This window comes from Streptomyces sp. SID12501 (assembly GCF_010550245.1).
Lineage (GTDB): Bacteria > Actinomycetota > Actinomycetes > Streptomycetales > Streptomycetaceae > Streptomyces.
In genome coordinates, this window is record NZ_JAAGLU010000002.1 from 1 (window position 1) to 16,597 (window position 16,597).

Consider the following 16,597-nt stretch of genomic DNA (forward strand, 5'->3'; position numbering starts at 1 on the left):
CGGCGGCGGGCGGATAGCCGTAACCGCCGCCCGCGCCGGGCCGGCCTCTCGGCGGGGCCGCGGGTACGGCGGCGCCAGGGCCGGGGCCGCCGGGGGCCTGCTGGTCGGTGGAGGAGGCGAGCGTACGGCTGCGCACGCGGTACAGACCGGTGTCCAGGTCGTCGGCCTTCTCCAGATGCACCTTGACGTTGCCCATGAAGGTGTATCGCTGCTGCTTGGCGTAGTCCCGCACCATCCCGGCGAGCTCGTCGCCGAGCTGTCCGGAGTAGGGGCTGAGGCGGTCGAAGTCCGGTGTGCTCAGCTCGACGATGAAGTCGTTGGGTACGACGGTCCGGTCGCGGTTCCAGATGGTCGCGTTGTTGTCGCACTCGCGCTGCAGCGCACCCGCGATCTCCACGGGCTGGACCTCGGACTTGAACACTTTGGCGAAGGTGCCGTTGACCAGACCTTCGAGACGCTGCTCGAACTTCTTCAGGACTCCCATGGGGCACCTCCTCCTTGTTGCTGCTGCTCTGTCCGAAGCCTTGCGTGCCGTGCTCGCCGTGCCTGCCGTACTTGGTACTGCTTACTGATCGTATCCACGCGCCGGGAAATCGGCTGGTTCCCCCTGTCAGGCAGGTCGACGGGTGTCGACGCCTGACGGAGTTCCCTGTGAAGCTCCCCTTCGAACTCCCTGAGCCGTACCCAGATCGTAGAGGCGGCGCCAAACCAGTGTCCCGCACCTGACTGTGCAGCTTGCCCGCCTCCTTGGGAGATGGGCTGGACCGGTACGAGGTTGATACGTGAACCGGCACGTGTTGATACGAAGTCGCAGCCGGCCCGGCTCGGTCGGGGCCGGTCGGGCGGGCCTGGGACGGAGGGAAACGGATGTGAACCCACCACCTCCAGCGTGCTAATCTTCTCGATGTCGGAAGGCCCCAGCCCCTTAGGGAGCAGGACCCGAGGACACAGCGAATGCGCGAGTGGCGGAATGGCAGACGCGCTGGATTCAGGTTCCAGTGCCCGCAAGGGCGTGGGGGTTCAACTCCCCCCTCGCGCACAAGTGAACGGCCCTCATCGGGATACCGATGAGGGCCGTTTCTCGTTGTCCGCCTGCGTCGTGTCTCGTGCGTCGGATCTCGTACGTCGTCTCGTACGCCGGATCTCTTACGTTGCGCAGATGTGAGGTCTCTCTCACTGTGAAGTGTGTCCCGCTGGTTGCCCGACTTGTCCACAGGGTCTGACCTGATGCGGTGTGCGGCTGTACGGTCTTCGCCAGTTGATGTTGGCGGTGGTGAGTGGAGCGGGGGAGGCGGTCGCGATGACCGAGGTCGGTACGGAGTCGGCGGGGGCCACAGTGGCGCGGAGTGTGGCGCGCAAGCTTCCCCAGGTGCGCGGGTTCGCCCAGTGGCCGGCGGAGGGTTCGCCCAAGGAGGAGGGGAAGGCGTTGCGGCGGCAGGTTCCGCGCGGCGCGCACGCCTCCTTCGACACCGGCGCGGACGGCTCCCGTCCGGACGCCGAGACGGCGGTCAGGGAGTCCAACCGCGGCCGTATCCCCGAGCTGACCCCGATAAGGGTGGGCAGGATGGCGGCCACCCCGTTCGCCTTCCTGCGCGGTTCGGCGGGCCTGATGGCGTACGACCTGGCCCGTACTCCGACGACCAGGATCAGCGCCCAGATCTGCGGCGACGCCCACGCGGGCAACTTCGGTCTGTACGGGGACGCGCGCGGCGGCCTGGTCATGGATCTGAACGACTTCGACGAGACGGTCCAGGGTCCCTGGGAGTGGGACCTCAAGCGACTCGCGGCCTCGCTGGTGCTCGCGGGTCGGGAGGTGGGCGGGGACGAGGACGTCTGCCGCAAGGCGGCGCACGGCGCGGTCGGCGCGTACCGCCGTACGATGCGGCTGCTCGCGAAGCTCTCGGTGCTGGACGCGTGGAACGCCATCGCGGACGAGGAGCTCGTCTCCCACGCGGACGCCCAGGACCTGGCCGGCACGCTGCAGCGGGTCTCCGAGAAGGCGCGGGGCAACACCAGCGGGCGTTTCGCGGCCAGGTCGACCGAGGTCACCGAGGACGGCGGGCGGCGTTTCGTGGACTCTCCGCCGGTGCTGCGGGAGGTGCCGGACGAGGAGGCCGCGCTGGTGGCGGCGTCCCTGGACGAGTACGTGGGCACGCTCTCGGACGACCGCCTCCCGCTGCTGGCCCGCCACTCGGTGCACGACGTGGCGTTCCGCATCGTCGGCACGGGGAGTGTGGGCACGCGGTCGTACGTCGTGCTGCTCCTCGACCACAAGGGCGAGTCCCTCGTCCTCCAGGTGAAGGAGGCCCGTCCCTCGGCGCTGGTCCCGCATCTGGCCACCGCCGGTTTCGACCCGGTGGAGGCGGCGGGCTCGGTGCACGAGGGGCGCCGGGTGGTGCTCGGGCAGAAGCGCATGCAGGTCGTCAGCGACAGCCTCCTCGGCTGGACCACGGTCGACGGACTGCCTTTCCAGGTACGGCAGTTCCGCAACCGCAAGGGCAGCGTCGACCCGGCCGCCCTGTCCGCCGACCAGATCGACGACTACGGCCGGATGACGGGTGCCCTCCTGGCCCGCGCCCACGCCCACAGCGCCGACCCCCGTCTGATCGCCGCCTACTGCGGCAAGGGCGACGAGCTGGACGAGGCGGTGGCCAGGTTCGCCAAGGCCTACGCCGACCGCACGGAGGCGGACCACGCGGATCTGGTGGCGGCGGTGCGGGCGGGGAGGATCGACGCGGAGATGGGCGTGTGACGGCTGTGGGGTCGCTTCCGGGGTCACCTCAGGGGTCTCTCCGGTGACCCTCGGTGGGCGCGTGGGCCGTGGCCTACGCTGGGCGGGTGACGACCCCGGAAGCTGAGCAGTCCTCGTCCGTGCCCGAAGCCGACGGGCCGCGGGAGCGCCCTGACGCGCAGGCGCCGTCCGGCGCGGCGGAGGGGCCCCGGCCCGAGGAGCGGTTGGAGCGGGCCGTGCGGGTCGCCGAGCAGGCGCTCATCGAGTACGAGATCGCGGTCGAGACCTTCCGTATCGAGGTCGAGAACTTCTCCCGCCTGCACCACCAGAAGCTCGGCCCGATGTACGCCCGCCTCGACGAACTGGACGCCGAGATCGCCGAGGCGAAGGCGGCGCGCACCGGCGACCCCGAGGACGTACGGGCGGCGCGGGAGGCGCGGGCGCAGGTCATGCCGATGCCCGGTGTCGAGGAGCTGTTCCACGGCTGGATGGACTCGGAGGGGCTGTTCCCGGAGGCGGCGGCGATGCTCACCGAGCAGCCGGTACGGCCTCCGCAGCGGGTCCGCCCCAGCGACGAGGCCCGCAAGCTCTACCGCGAGCTGGTCCGCAAGGCCCACCCGGACCTGGCGCAGGACGAGGAGGAGCGGGCGCGGCGCGACGAGTTCATCTCGCGGGTCAACAGCGCCTACGGGCGGGGTGACGAGCCGCTGCTGCGGGAGCTGGCCGAGGAGTGGGCGGCCGGCCCGGTGCCCGCCGAGTGGAAGCCGAGCCACAGCGAGGAGCTCTACGCCCGCCTCGAATGGCTGTCCCAGCGCAAGGAACTGCTCACGCTGGTCGCCAGTGAGCTGGAGGAGGGTGCGATCGGGGCGATGCTGAAGCTCGCTCCGGACGACCCCGACCGTCTCCTGGAGGAGATCGCCGAACAGCTGCTGGCCCAGGTCTCGCAGCGCGAGGAGGAACTCGCGGCGTTGCTCGGGGGGTGACCTGGGTATCGTCGGGGCATGAGTTTCGGATCTGGTGTGCCCACGGTCGAGGTCGCGGACCTCAAGGACGGCGACTTCCTGCTGGACGTCCGTGAGGACGAGGAGTGGCAGGCGGGCCATGCCGCGGGGGCGTTGCACATACCCATGAGCGAATTCGTCGCCCGCTACGGCGAGTTGACCGGGGCGGCTCCGCAGGACGGCCGGGTCAACGTGATCTGCCGCTCCGGCGCCCGCTCGGCCCAGGTGACGAACCACCTGGTCCAGCAGGGCATCGACGCGGTGAACGTGGCCGGCGGCATGCAGATGTGGGAGGCGGCGGGCCGCCCGGTCGTCACCGACGAGGGTGTGCCGGGCTTCGTCGCCTGAACACCGGGTATCTGAGTATCTGACGGCCCGCGGTCGGCTTCAGCCCAGCTGGTGTGCCGCGAGCAGGTCGCCCAGCGCCTCCTCGTGGGCCGGGGCCGGGCCGAGCGACAGCTCCAGGTACTTGGCCCAGGCGTGGTACCGGTGCAGCGGGTAGTCGGTGTCGGCGCCGAAACCGCCGTGCAGGTGCTGTGCGGTCTGCACGACCCTGCGTACCCCCTCCGAGGCCCAGATCTTGGCGACGGCGACATCCCCGGAGACGGGCAGCACACCGCCCGCCCCTGTGCTGATCCGCCATGCCGCCTGCCACAGAGTGACCTCCATCGCGCGCAGGTCGATGTACCGGTCGGCGGCCTGTACGGCGACGGCCTGGAAGGTGGCCAGGGGATAGCCGAACTGCTCCCGCTTGCCGGTGTAGTCGCTGGTCATGCCCAGTACCGCGGTACCAAGTCCGAGCGTCAGCGCGCAGGTTCCGACGGTCAGCAGATCGCGCAGCCACGGCCAGGCGCCGTCTGCGTCGAGGACGTACCGGTCGGGCAACCGCACGGATTCCAGGCGCAGTTCGCCGAGCCGCTCACCGGCGGTGGATATCTGCTCGGCGAGTGCGACGCCGTCGAGGGGGGCGCCTTCGTGGACGCGGGGGACAAGGGCGAGGACGGTCCGGTCGGCGTTCGTGCGCGCGGGGACGAGGACGAAGTCGGCGTTGTGCGCCCAGGGGATCGCGGTCTGGACTCCGTCGAGGACCCAGTCGTCGCCGTCCCGGCCCGCGCTCACGGCGAGTTCGGCGGGGTCGTGGCCGGTGCGGCCGTGGGCGGCGACGGTGAGGACGAGTTCGCCGGTCCCGGTCCGGCGCAGCACCTCGCCCTTCAACTCCCCGTCCCCGTAGGCCTGTACGGCCGCCGCTGCGGCGCAGCTCTCCAGCAGGGGAACCCTGGCCAGCACCTTCGCGGACTCGCGCAGTACGAGGCACAGGGCGATGGCGTCGAGGCCGGCCCCGCCGAACTCCTCGTCGAGCAGCAGGCTCAGCAGATCCGCTCCGGCGAGCCTCTCCCACAGGGCCCGGTCGAAGTCGTCCGCGACGGCACCCGGGACGAGCGACGGACTGGGCACTCCGTCCGGCGCGACCCCGCCGAACACCGCCCGGGCCGCCTCGACCGCCGCCTGCTGCTCCTCACTGAACCTGAAGTCCATGGTGCTGTCCTCTCGGGCCGGTGCGGGGGACCTGACGGGGCGTCAAGATAGAACAGGTTCTAGAAGAAGGGAACGGGCGGGACCGGAGGGTGCGCGGCAACGACCGAGCGTTCGGTCTGTTCGAGTCGATGGTCCGGCGGAGGGCCGTAGGGTGTCAACGGCTGTGGACAACTTCCGGGTCCGGCCTCCCGGGCGCTGCTCATCGGTCGCGCAGGTGTGCGAGGAGGGGCTGTGCCGGGCGGGCGGCTCTGAGTACCGTGCCCGTGCGCACGCCATGGGCGCGGTGGGACCGGGTATCGGGAGACGGGGCGGAATGGACGCGTACGAGGCAGGCCCGGACGCCGGGCACGGGCGTGACGAGCCCGGTGAGGCAGAGGGCTCCCCCGACGCCGGGGAAGTCCCCCGTCCGGCACTGGCCGCGCTCTCCCTCCCGTACCAGATCGGCGCCGCCCTCGCCGTCGCGGTTGTCGCCGTTGCCGCGTGTGTTCATCTCGGCATGGTCTTTCTGCACGTCGCGCCCTCGAACACGGTCACCAAGGAGCACTCCCGGACGATCGACGACTGGATCTACCCGGAGTTCGAACAGAACTGGAAGCTCTTCGCCCCCAACCCGCTGCAGCAGAACGTCGCCGTCGAGGTCCGCGCCGATGTCCGTACCGCGGACGGCGGTGCCCGGACCACCGGCTGGTACGACCTCTCCGCGCTGGACGGCAAGGCCATCGACGGCAATCCGCTGCCGAGTCACACCCAGCAGAACGAGCTCCGCCGGGCCTGGGACTTCCTCCTCGCCACACACGACGCCCAGAACCGTCCCTCGGGCCTGCGCGGCGCCCTCGCCGAGAAGTACCTGCGCCGCATCGTCGTCCTGCGTCTCGACCGCGAGGACGCGGCCGGACCCGGCGGCACGATCGACCGCGTCCAGGTCCGCTCCCGCAGCACGAACGTCCGACCCCCCGAGTGGAGCCAGGAGCAGGTGCCCGAGACGCCCACGTACCGCGTACTGTCCTGGTGGTCCGTCCCCGACGGCGAGGAGGCCGCCGAGGCGGCGGGCGCGGCCGGTGCGGCGAAGGGTGGCGGCTCATGACCCGCCTCGTGCCCGAGACCGCCCGTTCGCTCTCCCGGTCCGTCTCCCGCGGCATCGGCCGCGTCACCGAGACCGCCCTGGGCCCGTATCAGACCGCTGTCGTGCGTATCGGCTTCTCCGCGACCTGGCTGCTGTTCCTGCTGCGCGAGTTCCCGCACCGGCAGGAGCTGTACGGCCCGGACGGCCCCTGGAGCTGGGATCTCGCCCAGCAGCTCATCGCGGACAACGGTGCCTTCACGGTCCTGATGTGGTCCAGCAGCCAGGTCTGGTTCGAGCTCGTCTACGTGCTCGCGGTGCTCGCCGGTCTTCTCCTCCTGCTCGGCTGGCGGACCCGCACCGTTTCCGTGCTCTTCATGGTCGGCGTGCTCTCGCTCCAGAACCGCAGCATCTTCATGGGCGACGGCGGCGACAACGTCCTGCACCTGATGTCCCTCTACCTGGTGTTCACGCGCTGCGGCCAGGTGTGGTCCCTGGATGCCCGGCGGGCCCGAAAGGCACGCGCACGCATGGCCCTCGGCGGCGACCCCGCCCCCGACCGCGTCGGGCCCGTGCTCTGGGTCGTCCTCGGGGTGCTCCTGCTGGGCGGTATCGCGGCCGGTAAGCTCGACGGCGACCCGCTGGTCCCGGTGATCCTCTGGGGCATGTGGCTGGTGCAGGGCGTGTGGTGGGTCGTGGCGCGCCCCGGGCAGGGCGGCGAGCCCCGGACGCTCCTGGACATCGTCGGCAACCTTGTGCACAACGCGGCCCTCTTCGTGATCATGGCCGAGGCCTGTCTGATCTACGCGACGGCCGGCTGGTACAAGATCCAGGGCTCGCGCTGGCAGGACGGCACCGCCGTCTACTACCCGCTCCACCTCGACTACTTCTCCCCGTGGCCCGCGCTCTCCGACCTGATGTCGTCGAGCGGCACGATGGTGATGCTGGTGACGTACGGGACGGTGGCCGTGCAGGTCGCTTTCCCCTTCACGCTCTTCAACCGGCGGGTCAAGAACATCCTGCTCGCCGTGATGATGACCGAGCACGCCGTGATCGCCGTCGTCCTCGGACTGCCCTTCTTCTCCCTCGCGATGATCGCCGCGGACGCCGTGTTCCTGCCGACGTCCTTCCTGCGCCGCCTCGGCGACGGGGTGGCACGCGCGCGGGTGCGCCTTCTCGCCCGGCTGCCGCGCAACGCACGTGCCGCGCCGGACCAGGAAGCCTCCGGGGCGGCCGACGAGAGCGCGGTGGACGAGACGGCGCAGCCCCCGCACGTAGGCTTCACGGCATGACGGACGTGGCGACGGGGACAGCGATCGACGCGGCGGTGGCCGACTGGCACCGGCTCGCAGGCACTTCCGTCCTGCTCGACGGCTTCCACGCCCTCAAGCACGCCGTCCGCTTCGGCACGCGGATCCCGGTCGCGGTGACCGCCGACCGGCAGGCGGCGCTGGAGCTCGCCGACGAGCTGGCACCGGACGTGCGGGAAACCCTGGACGCCCTCCTGACCGAGGTCCCGGAGACGGTGTACACGTCCCTCGTGCCGCGCCCGCACCCCACCGCGGTGGCCGCCCTGGCCGTACGGCCCTCCCGCGCGGCCAACCTGGAGGCGCTCGCGCGCACGCCCCGGACCGCGCCCGTCGTCGTCCTCGACAACCCGCGCAACCTCGGCAACGCCGGGGCGGTGATCCGGCTCGCCGCCGGTTTCGGGGCGACCGGGGTCGTCATGACCGGGACGCTCGACCCCTGGCACCCCACCGTCGTACGCGGTGGGGCGGGGCTGCACTTCGCGACCGCCGTGGAGCGGCTGACGGTGGCCGAGCTGCCGTCCGGGCCGGTGTTCGCGCTCGATGCGGAGGGCGACGACATCCGGGGGCTGAAGCTCCCGGACGACGCCGTACTCGCCTTCGGCTCCGAGCGCAGCGGGCTGTCGCCCGAACTACGCGCGCGTGCCGATCATCTGGTGTCCCTCCCGATGCGCCCCCAGGTCTCCAGCTACAACCTCGCGACCAGCGTGGCCATGACGCTGTACCACTGGAGCTTCACCGGGGGACGCGTCTTCTAGGCCCGGCTGCGGCTAGGCCTGGCGGCGCACTTCCACCACCCGGAAGCGGTTCGCCACGAACGCCCCGTCGCACAGTGCCGCGTTCGCCGCCGGGTTGCCGCCCGAGCCGTGGAAGTCGGAGAAGGCGGCCGTCTGGTTGACGTACACCCCGCCGGTCAGGTTCAGGGACAGCTGGGCGCACTCCTCCAGGCAGGCCTCCTGGACGGCCTGTTCGAACTCCGGGTCGGTGGTGTACGCGCCGACCGTCATCGCGCCCTTGTCCCGGACGGTCCGCCGCAGCAGGTCCACCGCGTCCGCCGCCGAGTCGACCGCGACGGCGAAGGAGACCGGGCCGAAGCACTCGCTCATGTAGGCGGCCTCGGAGTCCGCCCCGTCCCAGTATTTCCGCGCGCCGTCGAGCTTCACGATGACGGGCGTACGGACCACCGCGTCCGGGAAGTCGGGGTTCACGATCTCCCGCGAGGCCAGCGCGACCTCGCCGAGCCCGGCCGCCGCCTCCAGCCGTGCCTTCACGTCGGGGTTGACGATCGCGCCCAGCAGCCCGTTCGCACGCGCGTCGTCGCCCAGGAGGCCGCCGACGGCCGCTGCGAGGCCGGTGACGACCTCGTCGTACGACTTGTGGCCCTCCTCCGTACGGATGCCGTCGCGCGGGACGAGGAGGTTCTGCGGGGTGGTGCACATCTGGCCGCTGTACAGGGAGAGGGCGAAGGCGAGGTTCGACAGCATGCCCTTGTAGTTGTCGGTCGACTCCACGATCACCGTGTTGACGCCGGCCTTCTCCGTGTAGACCTGCGCCTGGCGGGCGTTGGCCTCCAGCCAGTCTCCGAACGCTGTCGAGCCCGTGTAGTCGACGATCCGGATCTCGGGGCGGGTCGCCAGGGTCTTCGCGATGCCCTCGCCGGGTCGCTCGGCCGCCAGTGCCACCAGGTTCGGGTCGAAGCCGGTCTCCGCCAGGACCTCGCGTGCGATGCCGACCGTCAGCGCGAGCGGCAGTACCGCGCGCGGGTGGGGCTTCACGAGGACCGCGTTGCCCGTGGCCAGGGACGCGAACAGGCCCGGGTAGCCGTTCCACGTGGGGAAGGTGTTGCAGCCGATGAGGAGGGCGATGCCGCGCGGGACCGGCGTGAACTCCTTGGTGAGGGCCAGCGGGTCGCGCTTGCCCTGGGGCTTGGCCCACTCCGCCGTGCCGGGGGTGCGGACCTGCTCCGCGTACGCGTACGCCACCGCCTCCAGGCCGCGGTCCTGGGCGTGCGGGCCGCCCGCCTGGAACGCCATCATGAAGGCCTGGCCGCTGGTGTGCATGACCGCGTGCGCGAACTCGTGCGTCCGGCCGCTGATCCGCCTGAGGATCTCCAGACAGACCATCGCGCGGACCTCCGCCCCCGCGTCGCGCCAGGCGCGCTGACCCGTCTTCATGGCGGGCAGCAGCACGTCGACGTCCGCGTGCGGGTAGGTGACACCCAGCTCGACGCCGTACGGGGACACCTCGCCGCCCACCCAGTCGTCCGTGCCGGGCTGGCCGAGGTCGAGTCGGGTGTCGAGGACGGCGTCGAAGGCGGCCTTGCCCGCTGCCGGGTCCAGGCTGCCGTCCTCCCCGTACGCCTTGGGGTGTTCGGGGTGCGGGGACCAGTACGCGCGCGTGCGGATCGCTTCCAGCGCCTGGTCGAGGGTGGGCCGGTGCTGGGCGATCAGCTGGTGCGCGGTGAGTTCGGCGGGCATCAGGGACCAACTCCTCGTCTCAAGAGCACTTCGTTGAGCTCATGACCTGGGGCGTGACCCGGTGCATGAACAGGGACATGACCTGGGCAGAAAAGACACGACAGAGTTAGAGTAACCGAACGATCGGTCGGGACAAGGGGGTCCGCCGCATCTGTGGACAACGCCGTGCGGGAGGATCGCGCACATGACAGCACTCGACCTCAGCAGCCCCGTGGCCGTCGTCGGTACCGGCACCATGGGCCAGGGCATCGCCCAGGTCGCGCTGGTCGCCGGTCATGACGTACGGCTGTTCGATGCCGCGCCGGGGCGGGCGCAGGACGCCGCCGACGCGATCGTCGAGCGCCTCGACCGGCTCGTCGACAAGGACCGGATGACGGCGGCCGACCGGGACTCGGCCCGGGGCCGGCTGCACGCCGCCGGGAGCCTCGCCGAACTCGCCGACTGTTCCCTCGTCATCGAGGCCGTCCTCGAACAGCTCGACGTGAAGCAGCAACTGCTGCGCGACCTGGAGGACGTGGTCGACGACGACTGTCTGCTCGCCACCAACACCTCCTCCCTGTCCGTCACCGCCATCGGGGGCGTCCTGCGCAACCCCGGGCGGCTCGTGGGCCTGCACTTCTTCAACCCGGCGCCGCTGCTGCCCCTCGTGGAGGTCGTCTCCGGGTTCGCCACCGACGTCACGTCGGCCACACGCGCGTACGAGATGGCCCGCGCCTGGGGCAAGACCCCGGTCGCCTGCGCCGACACCCCCGGCTTCATCGTCAACCGCCTGGCCCGGCCCTTCTACGCGGAGGCCTTCGCGGCGTACGAGGCCCAGTCCGCCGACCCCGCCACCATCGACGCGGTGCTGCGCGAGTGCGGCGGGTTCAGGATGGGCGCCTTCGAGCTGACCGACCTGATCGGGCAGGACGTCAACGAGGCCGTCACCCACTCCGTGTGGCAGGCCTTCTTCCACGACGTGCGGTTCACGCCCTCGCTCGCCCAGCGGCGGCTCGTCGAGTCGGGCCGCCTCGGCCGCAAGACCGGGCAGGGCTGGTACGAGTACGGGGACGACGCCGAGCGCGCCGAACCGCACACCGCGGAGAAGGCCCAGCCGCCCGCGTACGTCGTCGCCGAGGGCGACCTGGGCCCCGCGTCCGACCTCCTCGCACTGATCCGTGAGGCGGGCGTTCCCGTCCGTGAGGACGAGGAGGACCACGGCACCCGGCTGGTGCTGCCCGGGGGCGGTCAGCTGGTCCTCGCCGACGGGCAGACCAGCGTCGAGTTCCGTGACGTCGTCTACTTCGACCTCGCCCTCGACTACCGGCGGGCCACCCGTATCGCCCTGTCCGCCTCCCAGGACACCCAGCCGCAGACCCTCTCCGAGGCCATCGGCCTCTTCCAGGCACTCGGCAAGGACGTCAGCGTCCTCGGGGACACCCCCGGCATGATCGTCGCCCGTACGGTGGCCCGGATCGTCGACCTCGCGCACGACGCCGTCGCCAAGGGCGTCGCCACCGAGGAGGACGTCGACACGGCGATGCGCCTCGGCGTCAACTACCCGCTCGGGCCCTTCGAATGGAGCCGCAGGCTCGGCCGGAGCTGGGCGCACGAGATCCTCGACGAACTGCACCAGCGCGACCCGAGCGGACGGTACGCGCCGTCCCTCGCGCTCTACCGCCACGCGTACGCCACCGACAAGCGGGAGGGCACCCCATGACCACCGCCAAGCGCGACACGTACACCCCGACGACGCTGCTCCAGGTCGCCGTCCAGGTGTTCAACGAGCGTGGCTACGACGGCACCTCCATGGAGCACCTCTCCAGGGCCGCGGGCATCTCCAAGTCGTCGATCTACCACCACGTGACCGGCAAGGAGGAGCTGCTGCGCCTGGCCGTCAGCCGGGCGCTGGACGGCCTCTTCGGGATCCTCGACGAGGAGCACGCACGCGTGGGGCCCGCCGCCGGGCGCCTGGAGTACGTCGTACGGCGCATGGTCGAGGTGCTCATCGCCGAGCTGCCGTACGTGACGCTGCTGCTGCGGGTGCGCGGCAACACCGACACCGAGCGCCGTGCCCTGGACCGGCGCCGAGACTTCGACCACCGGGTCGCCGACCTGATCAAGGCCGCCGCCGCCGAGGGGGACATCCGCGGTGACGTGGAGGTGCGGCTCGCGACCCGGCTCGTCTTCGGGATGATCAACTCGGTCGTGGAGTGGTACCGGCCCGACGGACGCGGCATGGGCGAGCGTGAGGTCTCCGACGCGGTGGCGCGGCTGGTCTTCGGAGGGCTGCGCAACCCGGAGTGAGCCTTCCCGGCAGGGGTGACCCAGGAAGGTGGCTCAGGCCTCCGGTCCCAGGTCCTCCTCCTCGAACACCAGCAGTGTGCGCGAGCTGAGCACCTCCGGGATCGCCTGGAGGCGCATCAGCACCAGCTCGCGCAGCGCCTTGTTGTCAGGGGTGTGGACCAGCAGGAGCACGTCGAAGTCGCCGCCCACCAGGGCGATGTGCGCGGCGCCGGGGAGCTGCCTCAGCTGCTCGCGGACCGTGCGCCAGGAGTTCTGGACGATCTTCAGGGTGATGTACGCCGACGTGCCCTGTCCGGCGCGTTCGTGGTCCACGCGGGCGCCGAAGCCGCGGATCACGCCGTCCTCGATGAGGCGGTTGATACGCGCGTAGGCGTTGGCCCGCGAAACGTGCACGCGTTCGGCCACGGAACGGATCGAGGCACGGCCGTCCGCCTGGAGCATCTGCAGGATGGCCTGATCAATGGCGTCCAGCGGACGAGGGGCCGGCAGGCTGCCGCCGCCTTCCGCGCGTTCGGCCATTTGTTCAGGTGCCATGTCCCCCCGCCTCCCTACCATGGACGTACTGCGTCCATCTCAGGCTGTGGAGAACCGTTTGTCCACAGCCTGACGGTGCCTGTAGCCAAAATGTGCCGACGACCGAACAATCGGTAGGTGAGGCGAGTCACATCCGTGGCGCGCCCGGAGCCGTCTCCCACGAGGAGGTGCCGTCATGACGGTCATGGAGCAGCGGGGCGCTTACCGGCCTACCCCGCCGCCTGCCTGGCAGCCCCGTACCGACCCCGCGCCGCTGCTGCCCGACGCGGCTCCGTACCGCGTCCTCGGCACCGGGGCGGCGGCGCAGGCGGACCCTGGGTTGCTGCGCAGGCTGTACGCGCAGCTGGTGCGCGGGCGCCGGTACAACGTGCAGGCCACCGCCCTCACCAAGCAGGGCCGGCTCGCCGTGTACCCCTCCAGTGTCGGCCAGGAAGCCTGCGAGGTGGCCGCCGCGCTCGTCCTGGAGGACCGCGACTGGCTCTTCCCCAGCTACCGGGACACGCTCGCCGTGGTCGCCCGGGGCGTGGACCCCGTACAGGTGCTGTCGCTGCTGCGCGGTGACTGGCACACCGGGTACAACCCGCGTGAGCACCGGGTGGCGCCCCTGTGCACCCCGCTCGCCACGCAGCTGCCGCACGCCGTGGGGCTCGCGCACGCCGCCCGCCTCAAGGGCGACGACGTGGTCGCGCTGGCCATGGTCGGCGACGGCGGCACCAGCGAGGGCGACTTCCACGAGGCGCTGAACTTCGCCGCCGTGTGGCAGGCTCCGGTCGTCTTCCTGGTCCAGAACAACGGCTTCGCGATCTCGGTTCCCCTCGCCAAGCAGACCGCCGCCCCGTCGCTGGCCCACAAGGCCGTCGGCTACGGGATGCCGGGCCGCCTGGTCGACGGTAACGACGCGGTCGCCATGTACGACGTGCTGAGCGACGCCGTACGCCACGCGCGCGCGGGGGGTGGTCCCACGCTCGTCGAGGCGGTGACCTACCGGGTGGAGGCGCACACCAACGCCGACGACGACAAGCGCTACCGGGCCGACTCCGAGGTCGCCGCCTGGCGGGAGCACGACCCGATCGCCCTCCTGGAACAGGAGCTCACCGCGCGCGGGCTGCTCGACGAGGACGTCATCAGGGCCGCGCGTGACGACGCCGAGACGCTCGCCGCCGACCTGCGTGCCCGTATGAACCAGGACCCGGCGCTCGACCCCATGGACCTGTTCGCGCAGGTGTACGCCGAGCCCACCCCCCAACTGCGCGAGCAGCGGGCCCAGTTGCGGGCCGAGCTCGCGGCCGGGGCGGAGGGGACGCACTGATGACCACCGTCGCCCTCAAACCCGCCACGATGGCGCAGGCCCTCACGCGCGCGATGCGCGACGCCATGGCCGCCGACCCCGCCGTGCACGTCATGGGTGAGGACGTCGGCACCCTCGGCGGGGTCTTCCGGGTCACCGACGGGCTCGCCGAGGAGTTCGGTGAGGACCGCTGCACGGACACCCCGCTGGCCGAGGCGGGCATCCTCGGGGCGGCCGTCGGCATGGCCATGTACGGCCTGCGCCCGGTCGTCGAGATGCAGTTCGACGCGTTCGCCTATCCCGCGTTCGAGCAGTTGATCTCGCACGTCTCCCGGATGCGCAACCGCACGCGCGGGGCCATGCCCCTGCCGATCACCGTCCGAGTGCCCTACGGCGGCGGCATCGGCGGCGTCGAGCACCACAGCGACTCCTCCGAGGCGTACTACATGGCGACCCCGGGACTCCATGTCGTCACGCCCGCCACGGTCGCCGACGCGTACGGCCTGCTGCGGGCCGCCATCGCCTCGGACGACCCCGTGGTCTTCCTGGAGCCCAAGCGGCTGTACTGGTCGAAGGACTCCTGGAACCCGGACGAGCCGTCGGCCGTTGAACCGATAGGACGCGCGGTGGTGCGGCGCCCGGGCCGCAGCGCCACGCTCATCACGTACGGGCCGTCCCTGCCCGTCTGCCTGGAGGTGGCACAGGCGGCGGAGGAGGAGGGCTGGGACCTGGAGGTCGTCGACCTGCGTTCCCTGGTCCCGTTCGACGACGAGACGGTGTGCGCCTCGGTACGCCGGACCGGGCGGGCCCTCGTCGTGCACGAGTCGGGCGGTTTCGGCGGCCCCGGCGGGGAGATCGCGGCCCGCGTCACGGAGCGCTGCTTCCACCACCTGGAGGCGCCGGTCCTGCGCGTCGCCGGGTTCGACATCCCGTACCCGCCGCCGATGCTGGAGCGGCACCACCTGCCCGGCGTAGATCGTGTGCTGGACGCTGTCGGACGGTTGCAGTGGGAGGCGGAACGCTGATGGCACAGGTACTGGAGTTCAGGCTCCCCGACCTCGGTGAGGGACTCACCGAGGCACTGATCGTGCGCTGGCTGGTCGAGGTCGGCGAGGTCGTCGCCGTCGACCAGCCGGTCGTCGAGGTCGAGACGGCCAAGGCGATGGTCGACGTGCCGTGTCCGTACGGGGGTGTCGTCACCGCCCGCTTCGGCGAGGAGGGCACCGAACTGCCCGTCGGGTCGCCCCTGGTGACGGTGGCCGTCGGGACACCGGCCCACCCCGACCCCGCGGGCGACGCGGCCGAGGGTTCCGGCAACGTGCTCGTGGGATACGGCACGTCCGAGGCGCCCGCCCGGCGCCGGAGGGTACGGCAGGAGCAGGCGGCGCCTGTTGCTCCGGTCGCCCTCAAGGACACGGGCGTACAGCCCTCCGCCCCCGCCCGGGTGGACGGTCCCGTCGCGGTCGTCTCGCCGCTCGTGCGCAGGCTCGCCCGCGAGAACGGCCTGGATCTACGGGAGTTGGCGGGCTCCGGGCCCGACGGACTGATCCTGCGCGCCGACGTCGAGCTCGCTCTGCGCGCCGCCGCCACGCGAACCGGGCCCCCGTCTCCAGCCCCGGCCCCGACCGCGGTCCCGGTCGCCGTCTCCGCCGAGGGCACGCGCGTCCCCCTCAAGGGCATCCGCGGTGCCGTCGCCGACAAGCTCTCCCGCAGCCGGCGCGAGATCCCGGACGCGACCTGCTGGGTGGACGCCGACGCGACGGAACTGATGCACGCGCGCGTGCAGATGAACGCGGGTGGTGGCCCGAAGATCTCCCTCCTCGCGCTGCTCGCCCGTATCTGCACCTCCGCCCTCGCCCGGTACCCCGAGCTGAACTCCACGGTCGACCTGGAGGCCCGGGAGATCGTCCGGCTCGACCGGGTCCACCTCGGCTTCGCCGCACAGACCGAGCGTGGGCTCGTCGTCCCCGTCGTACGGGACGCCCACACCAGGAACGCCGAGGCGCTGAGCGCGGAGATCGCGCGGCTGACCGAGGCGGCCCGGGCCGGCACCCTCACGCCCGCCGAACTCACCGGCGGGACCTTCACGCTGAACAACTACGGCGTGTTCGGCGTCGACGGCTCCACGCCGATCCTCAACCACCCCGAGGCGGCCATGCTCGGCGTCGGCCGGATCGTCCCCAAGCCGTGGGTGCACGAGGGCGAACTGGCGGTCCGCCGGGTCGTCCAGCTGTCGTTCACCTTCGACCACCGGGTGTGCGACGGCGGTACGGCGGGCGGTTTCCTGCGCTATGTGGCGGACTGCGTCGAACAGCCGGCGGTGCTGCTGCGCACGCTGTGATCAGGGTGCCGCGCGCCCGTTCCCTGTGATCAGCGG

15 protein-coding genes and 1 tRNA gene are annotated in these 16,597 nt (G+C 71.5%); 12 read left to right on the plus strand and 4 right to left on the minus strand.

Features of this window, described 5'->3' with window-relative positions; all coding sequences use genetic code 11:
* Positions 1-484 (minus strand): DUF3662 domain-containing protein (locus G3I71_RS01695; protein WP_164312080.1); only part of this gene is annotated, 484 nt, incomplete at its 3' end.
* Positions 485-956: 472 nt separating this feature from the next.
* On the opposite strand from G3I71_RS01695, the gene G3I71_RS01700 reads away from it, so the two are divergent.
* The 4 genes from G3I71_RS01700 to G3I71_RS01715 all read left to right on the plus strand — a co-directional run bounded on the left by G3I71_RS01700 (position 957) and on the right by G3I71_RS01715 (position 4,080).
* Positions 957-1,039: transfer RNA gene (locus G3I71_RS01700), tRNA-Leu, on the plus strand.
* A gap of 261 nt (positions 1,040-1,300) precedes the next feature.
* Positions 1,301-2,752: a DUF2252 domain-containing protein gene (locus tag G3I71_RS01705; RefSeq protein WP_164312081.1), complete on the plus strand. Its 1,452-nt coding sequence runs from the start codon at positions 1,301-1,303 to the stop codon at positions 2,750-2,752.
* Between the two features lie 86 nt (positions 2,753-2,838).
* Complete coding sequence (locus G3I71_RS01710) at positions 2,839-3,714, plus strand: hypothetical protein (protein ID WP_164312082.1); 876 nt, start codon at positions 2,839-2,841, stop codon at positions 3,712-3,714.
* Between the two features lie 36 nt (positions 3,715-3,750).
* Positions 3,751-4,080, plus strand: a complete 330-nt coding sequence (locus G3I71_RS01715; protein WP_164312361.1) for a rhodanese-like domain-containing protein — start codon at positions 3,751-3,753, stop codon at positions 4,078-4,080.
* A 39-nt stretch (positions 4,081-4,119) separates the two neighbouring features.
* On the opposite strand, the gene G3I71_RS01720 is transcribed toward G3I71_RS01715, so the two are convergent.
* On the minus strand, positions 4,120-5,268 hold the full coding sequence (locus tag G3I71_RS01720) for an acyl-CoA dehydrogenase family protein (protein ID WP_164312083.1): 1,149 nt from the start codon (positions 5,266-5,268) through the stop codon (positions 4,120-4,122).
* A gap of 313 nt (positions 5,269-5,581) precedes the next feature.
* Here G3I71_RS01720 and G3I71_RS01725 point away from each other — a divergent pair, with 313 nt between their 5' ends.
* Genes G3I71_RS01725 through G3I71_RS01735 form a run of 3 tightly spaced genes read left to right on the plus strand, consistent with a single transcriptional unit; the run spans position 5,582 to position 8,393 of the window.
* Complete coding sequence (locus tag G3I71_RS01725; protein ID WP_164312084.1) at positions 5,582-6,352, plus strand: DUF5819 family protein; 771 nt, start codon at positions 5,582-5,584, stop codon at positions 6,350-6,352.
* On the plus strand, positions 6,349-7,620 hold the full coding sequence (locus G3I71_RS01730; RefSeq protein WP_164312085.1) for an HTTM domain-containing protein: 1,272 nt from the start codon (positions 6,349-6,351) through the stop codon (positions 7,618-7,620). The genes G3I71_RS01725 and G3I71_RS01730 overlap by 4 nt, the downstream gene beginning before the upstream one ends.
* Positions 7,617-8,393 (plus strand): RNA methyltransferase, encoded by a 777-nt coding sequence (locus G3I71_RS01735; RefSeq protein ID WP_164312086.1) that lies wholly within the window; start codon positions 7,617-7,619, stop codon positions 8,391-8,393. Before G3I71_RS01730 ends, G3I71_RS01735 begins: the two co-directional genes overlap by 4 nt.
* 12 nt (positions 8,394-8,405) lie before the next feature.
* On the opposite strand, the gene paaN is transcribed toward G3I71_RS01735, so the two are convergent.
* A complete protein-coding gene (gene paaN, locus G3I71_RS01740; RefSeq protein ID WP_164312087.1) occupies positions 8,406-10,112 on the minus strand; it encodes a phenylacetic acid degradation protein PaaN in 1,707 nt (568 codons plus the stop codon).
* Between the two features lie 184 nt (positions 10,113-10,296).
* Here paaN and G3I71_RS01745 point away from each other — a divergent pair, with 184 nt between their 5' ends.
* Positions 10,297-11,811, plus strand: a complete 1,515-nt coding sequence (locus tag G3I71_RS01745; protein WP_164312088.1) for a 3-hydroxyacyl-CoA dehydrogenase — start codon at positions 10,297-10,299, stop codon at positions 11,809-11,811.
* Positions 11,808-12,398: a TetR/AcrR family transcriptional regulator gene (locus tag G3I71_RS01750; RefSeq protein WP_164312089.1), complete on the plus strand. Its 591-nt coding sequence runs from the start codon at positions 11,808-11,810 to the stop codon at positions 12,396-12,398. The genes G3I71_RS01745 and G3I71_RS01750 overlap by 4 nt, the downstream gene beginning before the upstream one ends.
* Before the next feature lie 33 nt (positions 12,399-12,431).
* Here G3I71_RS01750 and G3I71_RS01755 read toward each other — a convergent pair whose 3' ends face one another.
* The gene (locus G3I71_RS01755; protein ID WP_164312362.1) at positions 12,432-12,917 is read right to left on the minus strand and encodes an Lrp/AsnC family transcriptional regulator; all 486 of its coding nucleotides are present in this window, start codon (positions 12,915-12,917) and stop codon (positions 12,432-12,434) included.
* Positions 12,918-13,107: 190 nt separating this feature from the next.
* Between G3I71_RS01755 and pdhA the strand changes: the two genes are divergently transcribed.
* The 3 genes from pdhA to G3I71_RS01770 are packed head-to-tail and all read left to right on the plus strand — an operon-like array spanning position 13,108 to position 16,561.
* Positions 13,108-14,241, plus strand: coding sequence for a pyruvate dehydrogenase (acetyl-transferring) E1 component subunit alpha (gene pdhA, locus G3I71_RS01760; protein ID WP_164312090.1), 1,134 nt, complete (start codon positions 13,108-13,110; stop codon positions 14,239-14,241).
* Positions 14,241-15,245, plus strand: coding sequence for an alpha-ketoacid dehydrogenase subunit beta (locus tag G3I71_RS01765; protein ID WP_164312091.1), 1,005 nt, complete (start codon positions 14,241-14,243; stop codon positions 15,243-15,245). The genes pdhA and G3I71_RS01765 overlap by 1 nt, the downstream gene beginning before the upstream one ends.
* Positions 15,245-16,561, plus strand: coding sequence for a dihydrolipoamide acetyltransferase family protein (locus tag G3I71_RS01770; protein ID WP_164312092.1), 1,317 nt, complete (start codon positions 15,245-15,247; stop codon positions 16,559-16,561). Before G3I71_RS01765 ends, G3I71_RS01770 begins: the two co-directional genes overlap by 1 nt.
* The last annotated feature ends 36 nt before the right edge of the window (positions 16,562-16,597 follow it).

What these genes read in the sequence shown, in the direction of transcription:
- G3I71_RS01770 (WP_164312092.1), top strand. Translation starts at nt 15,245, where the DNA reads ATGGCACAGGTACTGGAGTTCAGGCTCCCCGACCTCGGTGAGGGACTC.
- G3I71_RS01735 (WP_164312086.1), top strand. Translation starts at nt 7,617, where the DNA reads ATGACGGACGTGGCGACGGGGACAGCGATCGACGCGGCGGTGGCCGAC.
- G3I71_RS01750 (WP_164312089.1), top strand. Translation starts at nt 11,808, where the DNA reads ATGACCACCGCCAAGCGCGACACGTACACCCCGACGACGCTGCTCCAG.
- pdhA (WP_164312090.1), top strand. Translation starts at nt 13,108, where the DNA reads ATGACGGTCATGGAGCAGCGGGGCGCTTACCGGCCTACCCCGCCGCCT.
- G3I71_RS01705 (WP_164312081.1), top strand. Translation starts at nt 1,301, where the DNA reads ATGACCGAGGTCGGTACGGAGTCGGCGGGGGCCACAGTGGCGCGGAGT.
- G3I71_RS01725 (WP_164312084.1), top strand. Translation starts at nt 5,582, where the DNA reads ATGGACGCGTACGAGGCAGGCCCGGACGCCGGGCACGGGCGTGACGAG.
- G3I71_RS01765 (WP_164312091.1), top strand. Translation starts at nt 14,241, where the DNA reads ATGACCACCGTCGCCCTCAAACCCGCCACGATGGCGCAGGCCCTCACG.
- G3I71_RS01720 (WP_164312083.1), bottom strand. Translation starts at nt 5,268, where the DNA reads ATGGACTTCAGGTTCAGTGAGGAGCAGCAGGCGGCGGTCGAGGCGGCC.
- G3I71_RS01745 (WP_164312088.1), top strand. Translation starts at nt 10,297, where the DNA reads ATGACAGCACTCGACCTCAGCAGCCCCGTGGCCGTCGTCGGTACCGGC.
- paaN (WP_164312087.1), bottom strand. Translation starts at nt 10,112, where the DNA reads ATGCCCGCCGAACTCACCGCGCACCAGCTGATCGCCCAGCACCGGCCC.
- G3I71_RS01755 (WP_164312362.1), bottom strand. Translation starts at nt 12,917, where the DNA reads ATGGCCGAACGCGCGGAAGGCGGCGGCAGCCTGCCGGCCCCTCGTCCG.
- G3I71_RS01730 (WP_164312085.1), top strand. Translation starts at nt 6,349, where the DNA reads ATGACCCGCCTCGTGCCCGAGACCGCCCGTTCGCTCTCCCGGTCCGTC.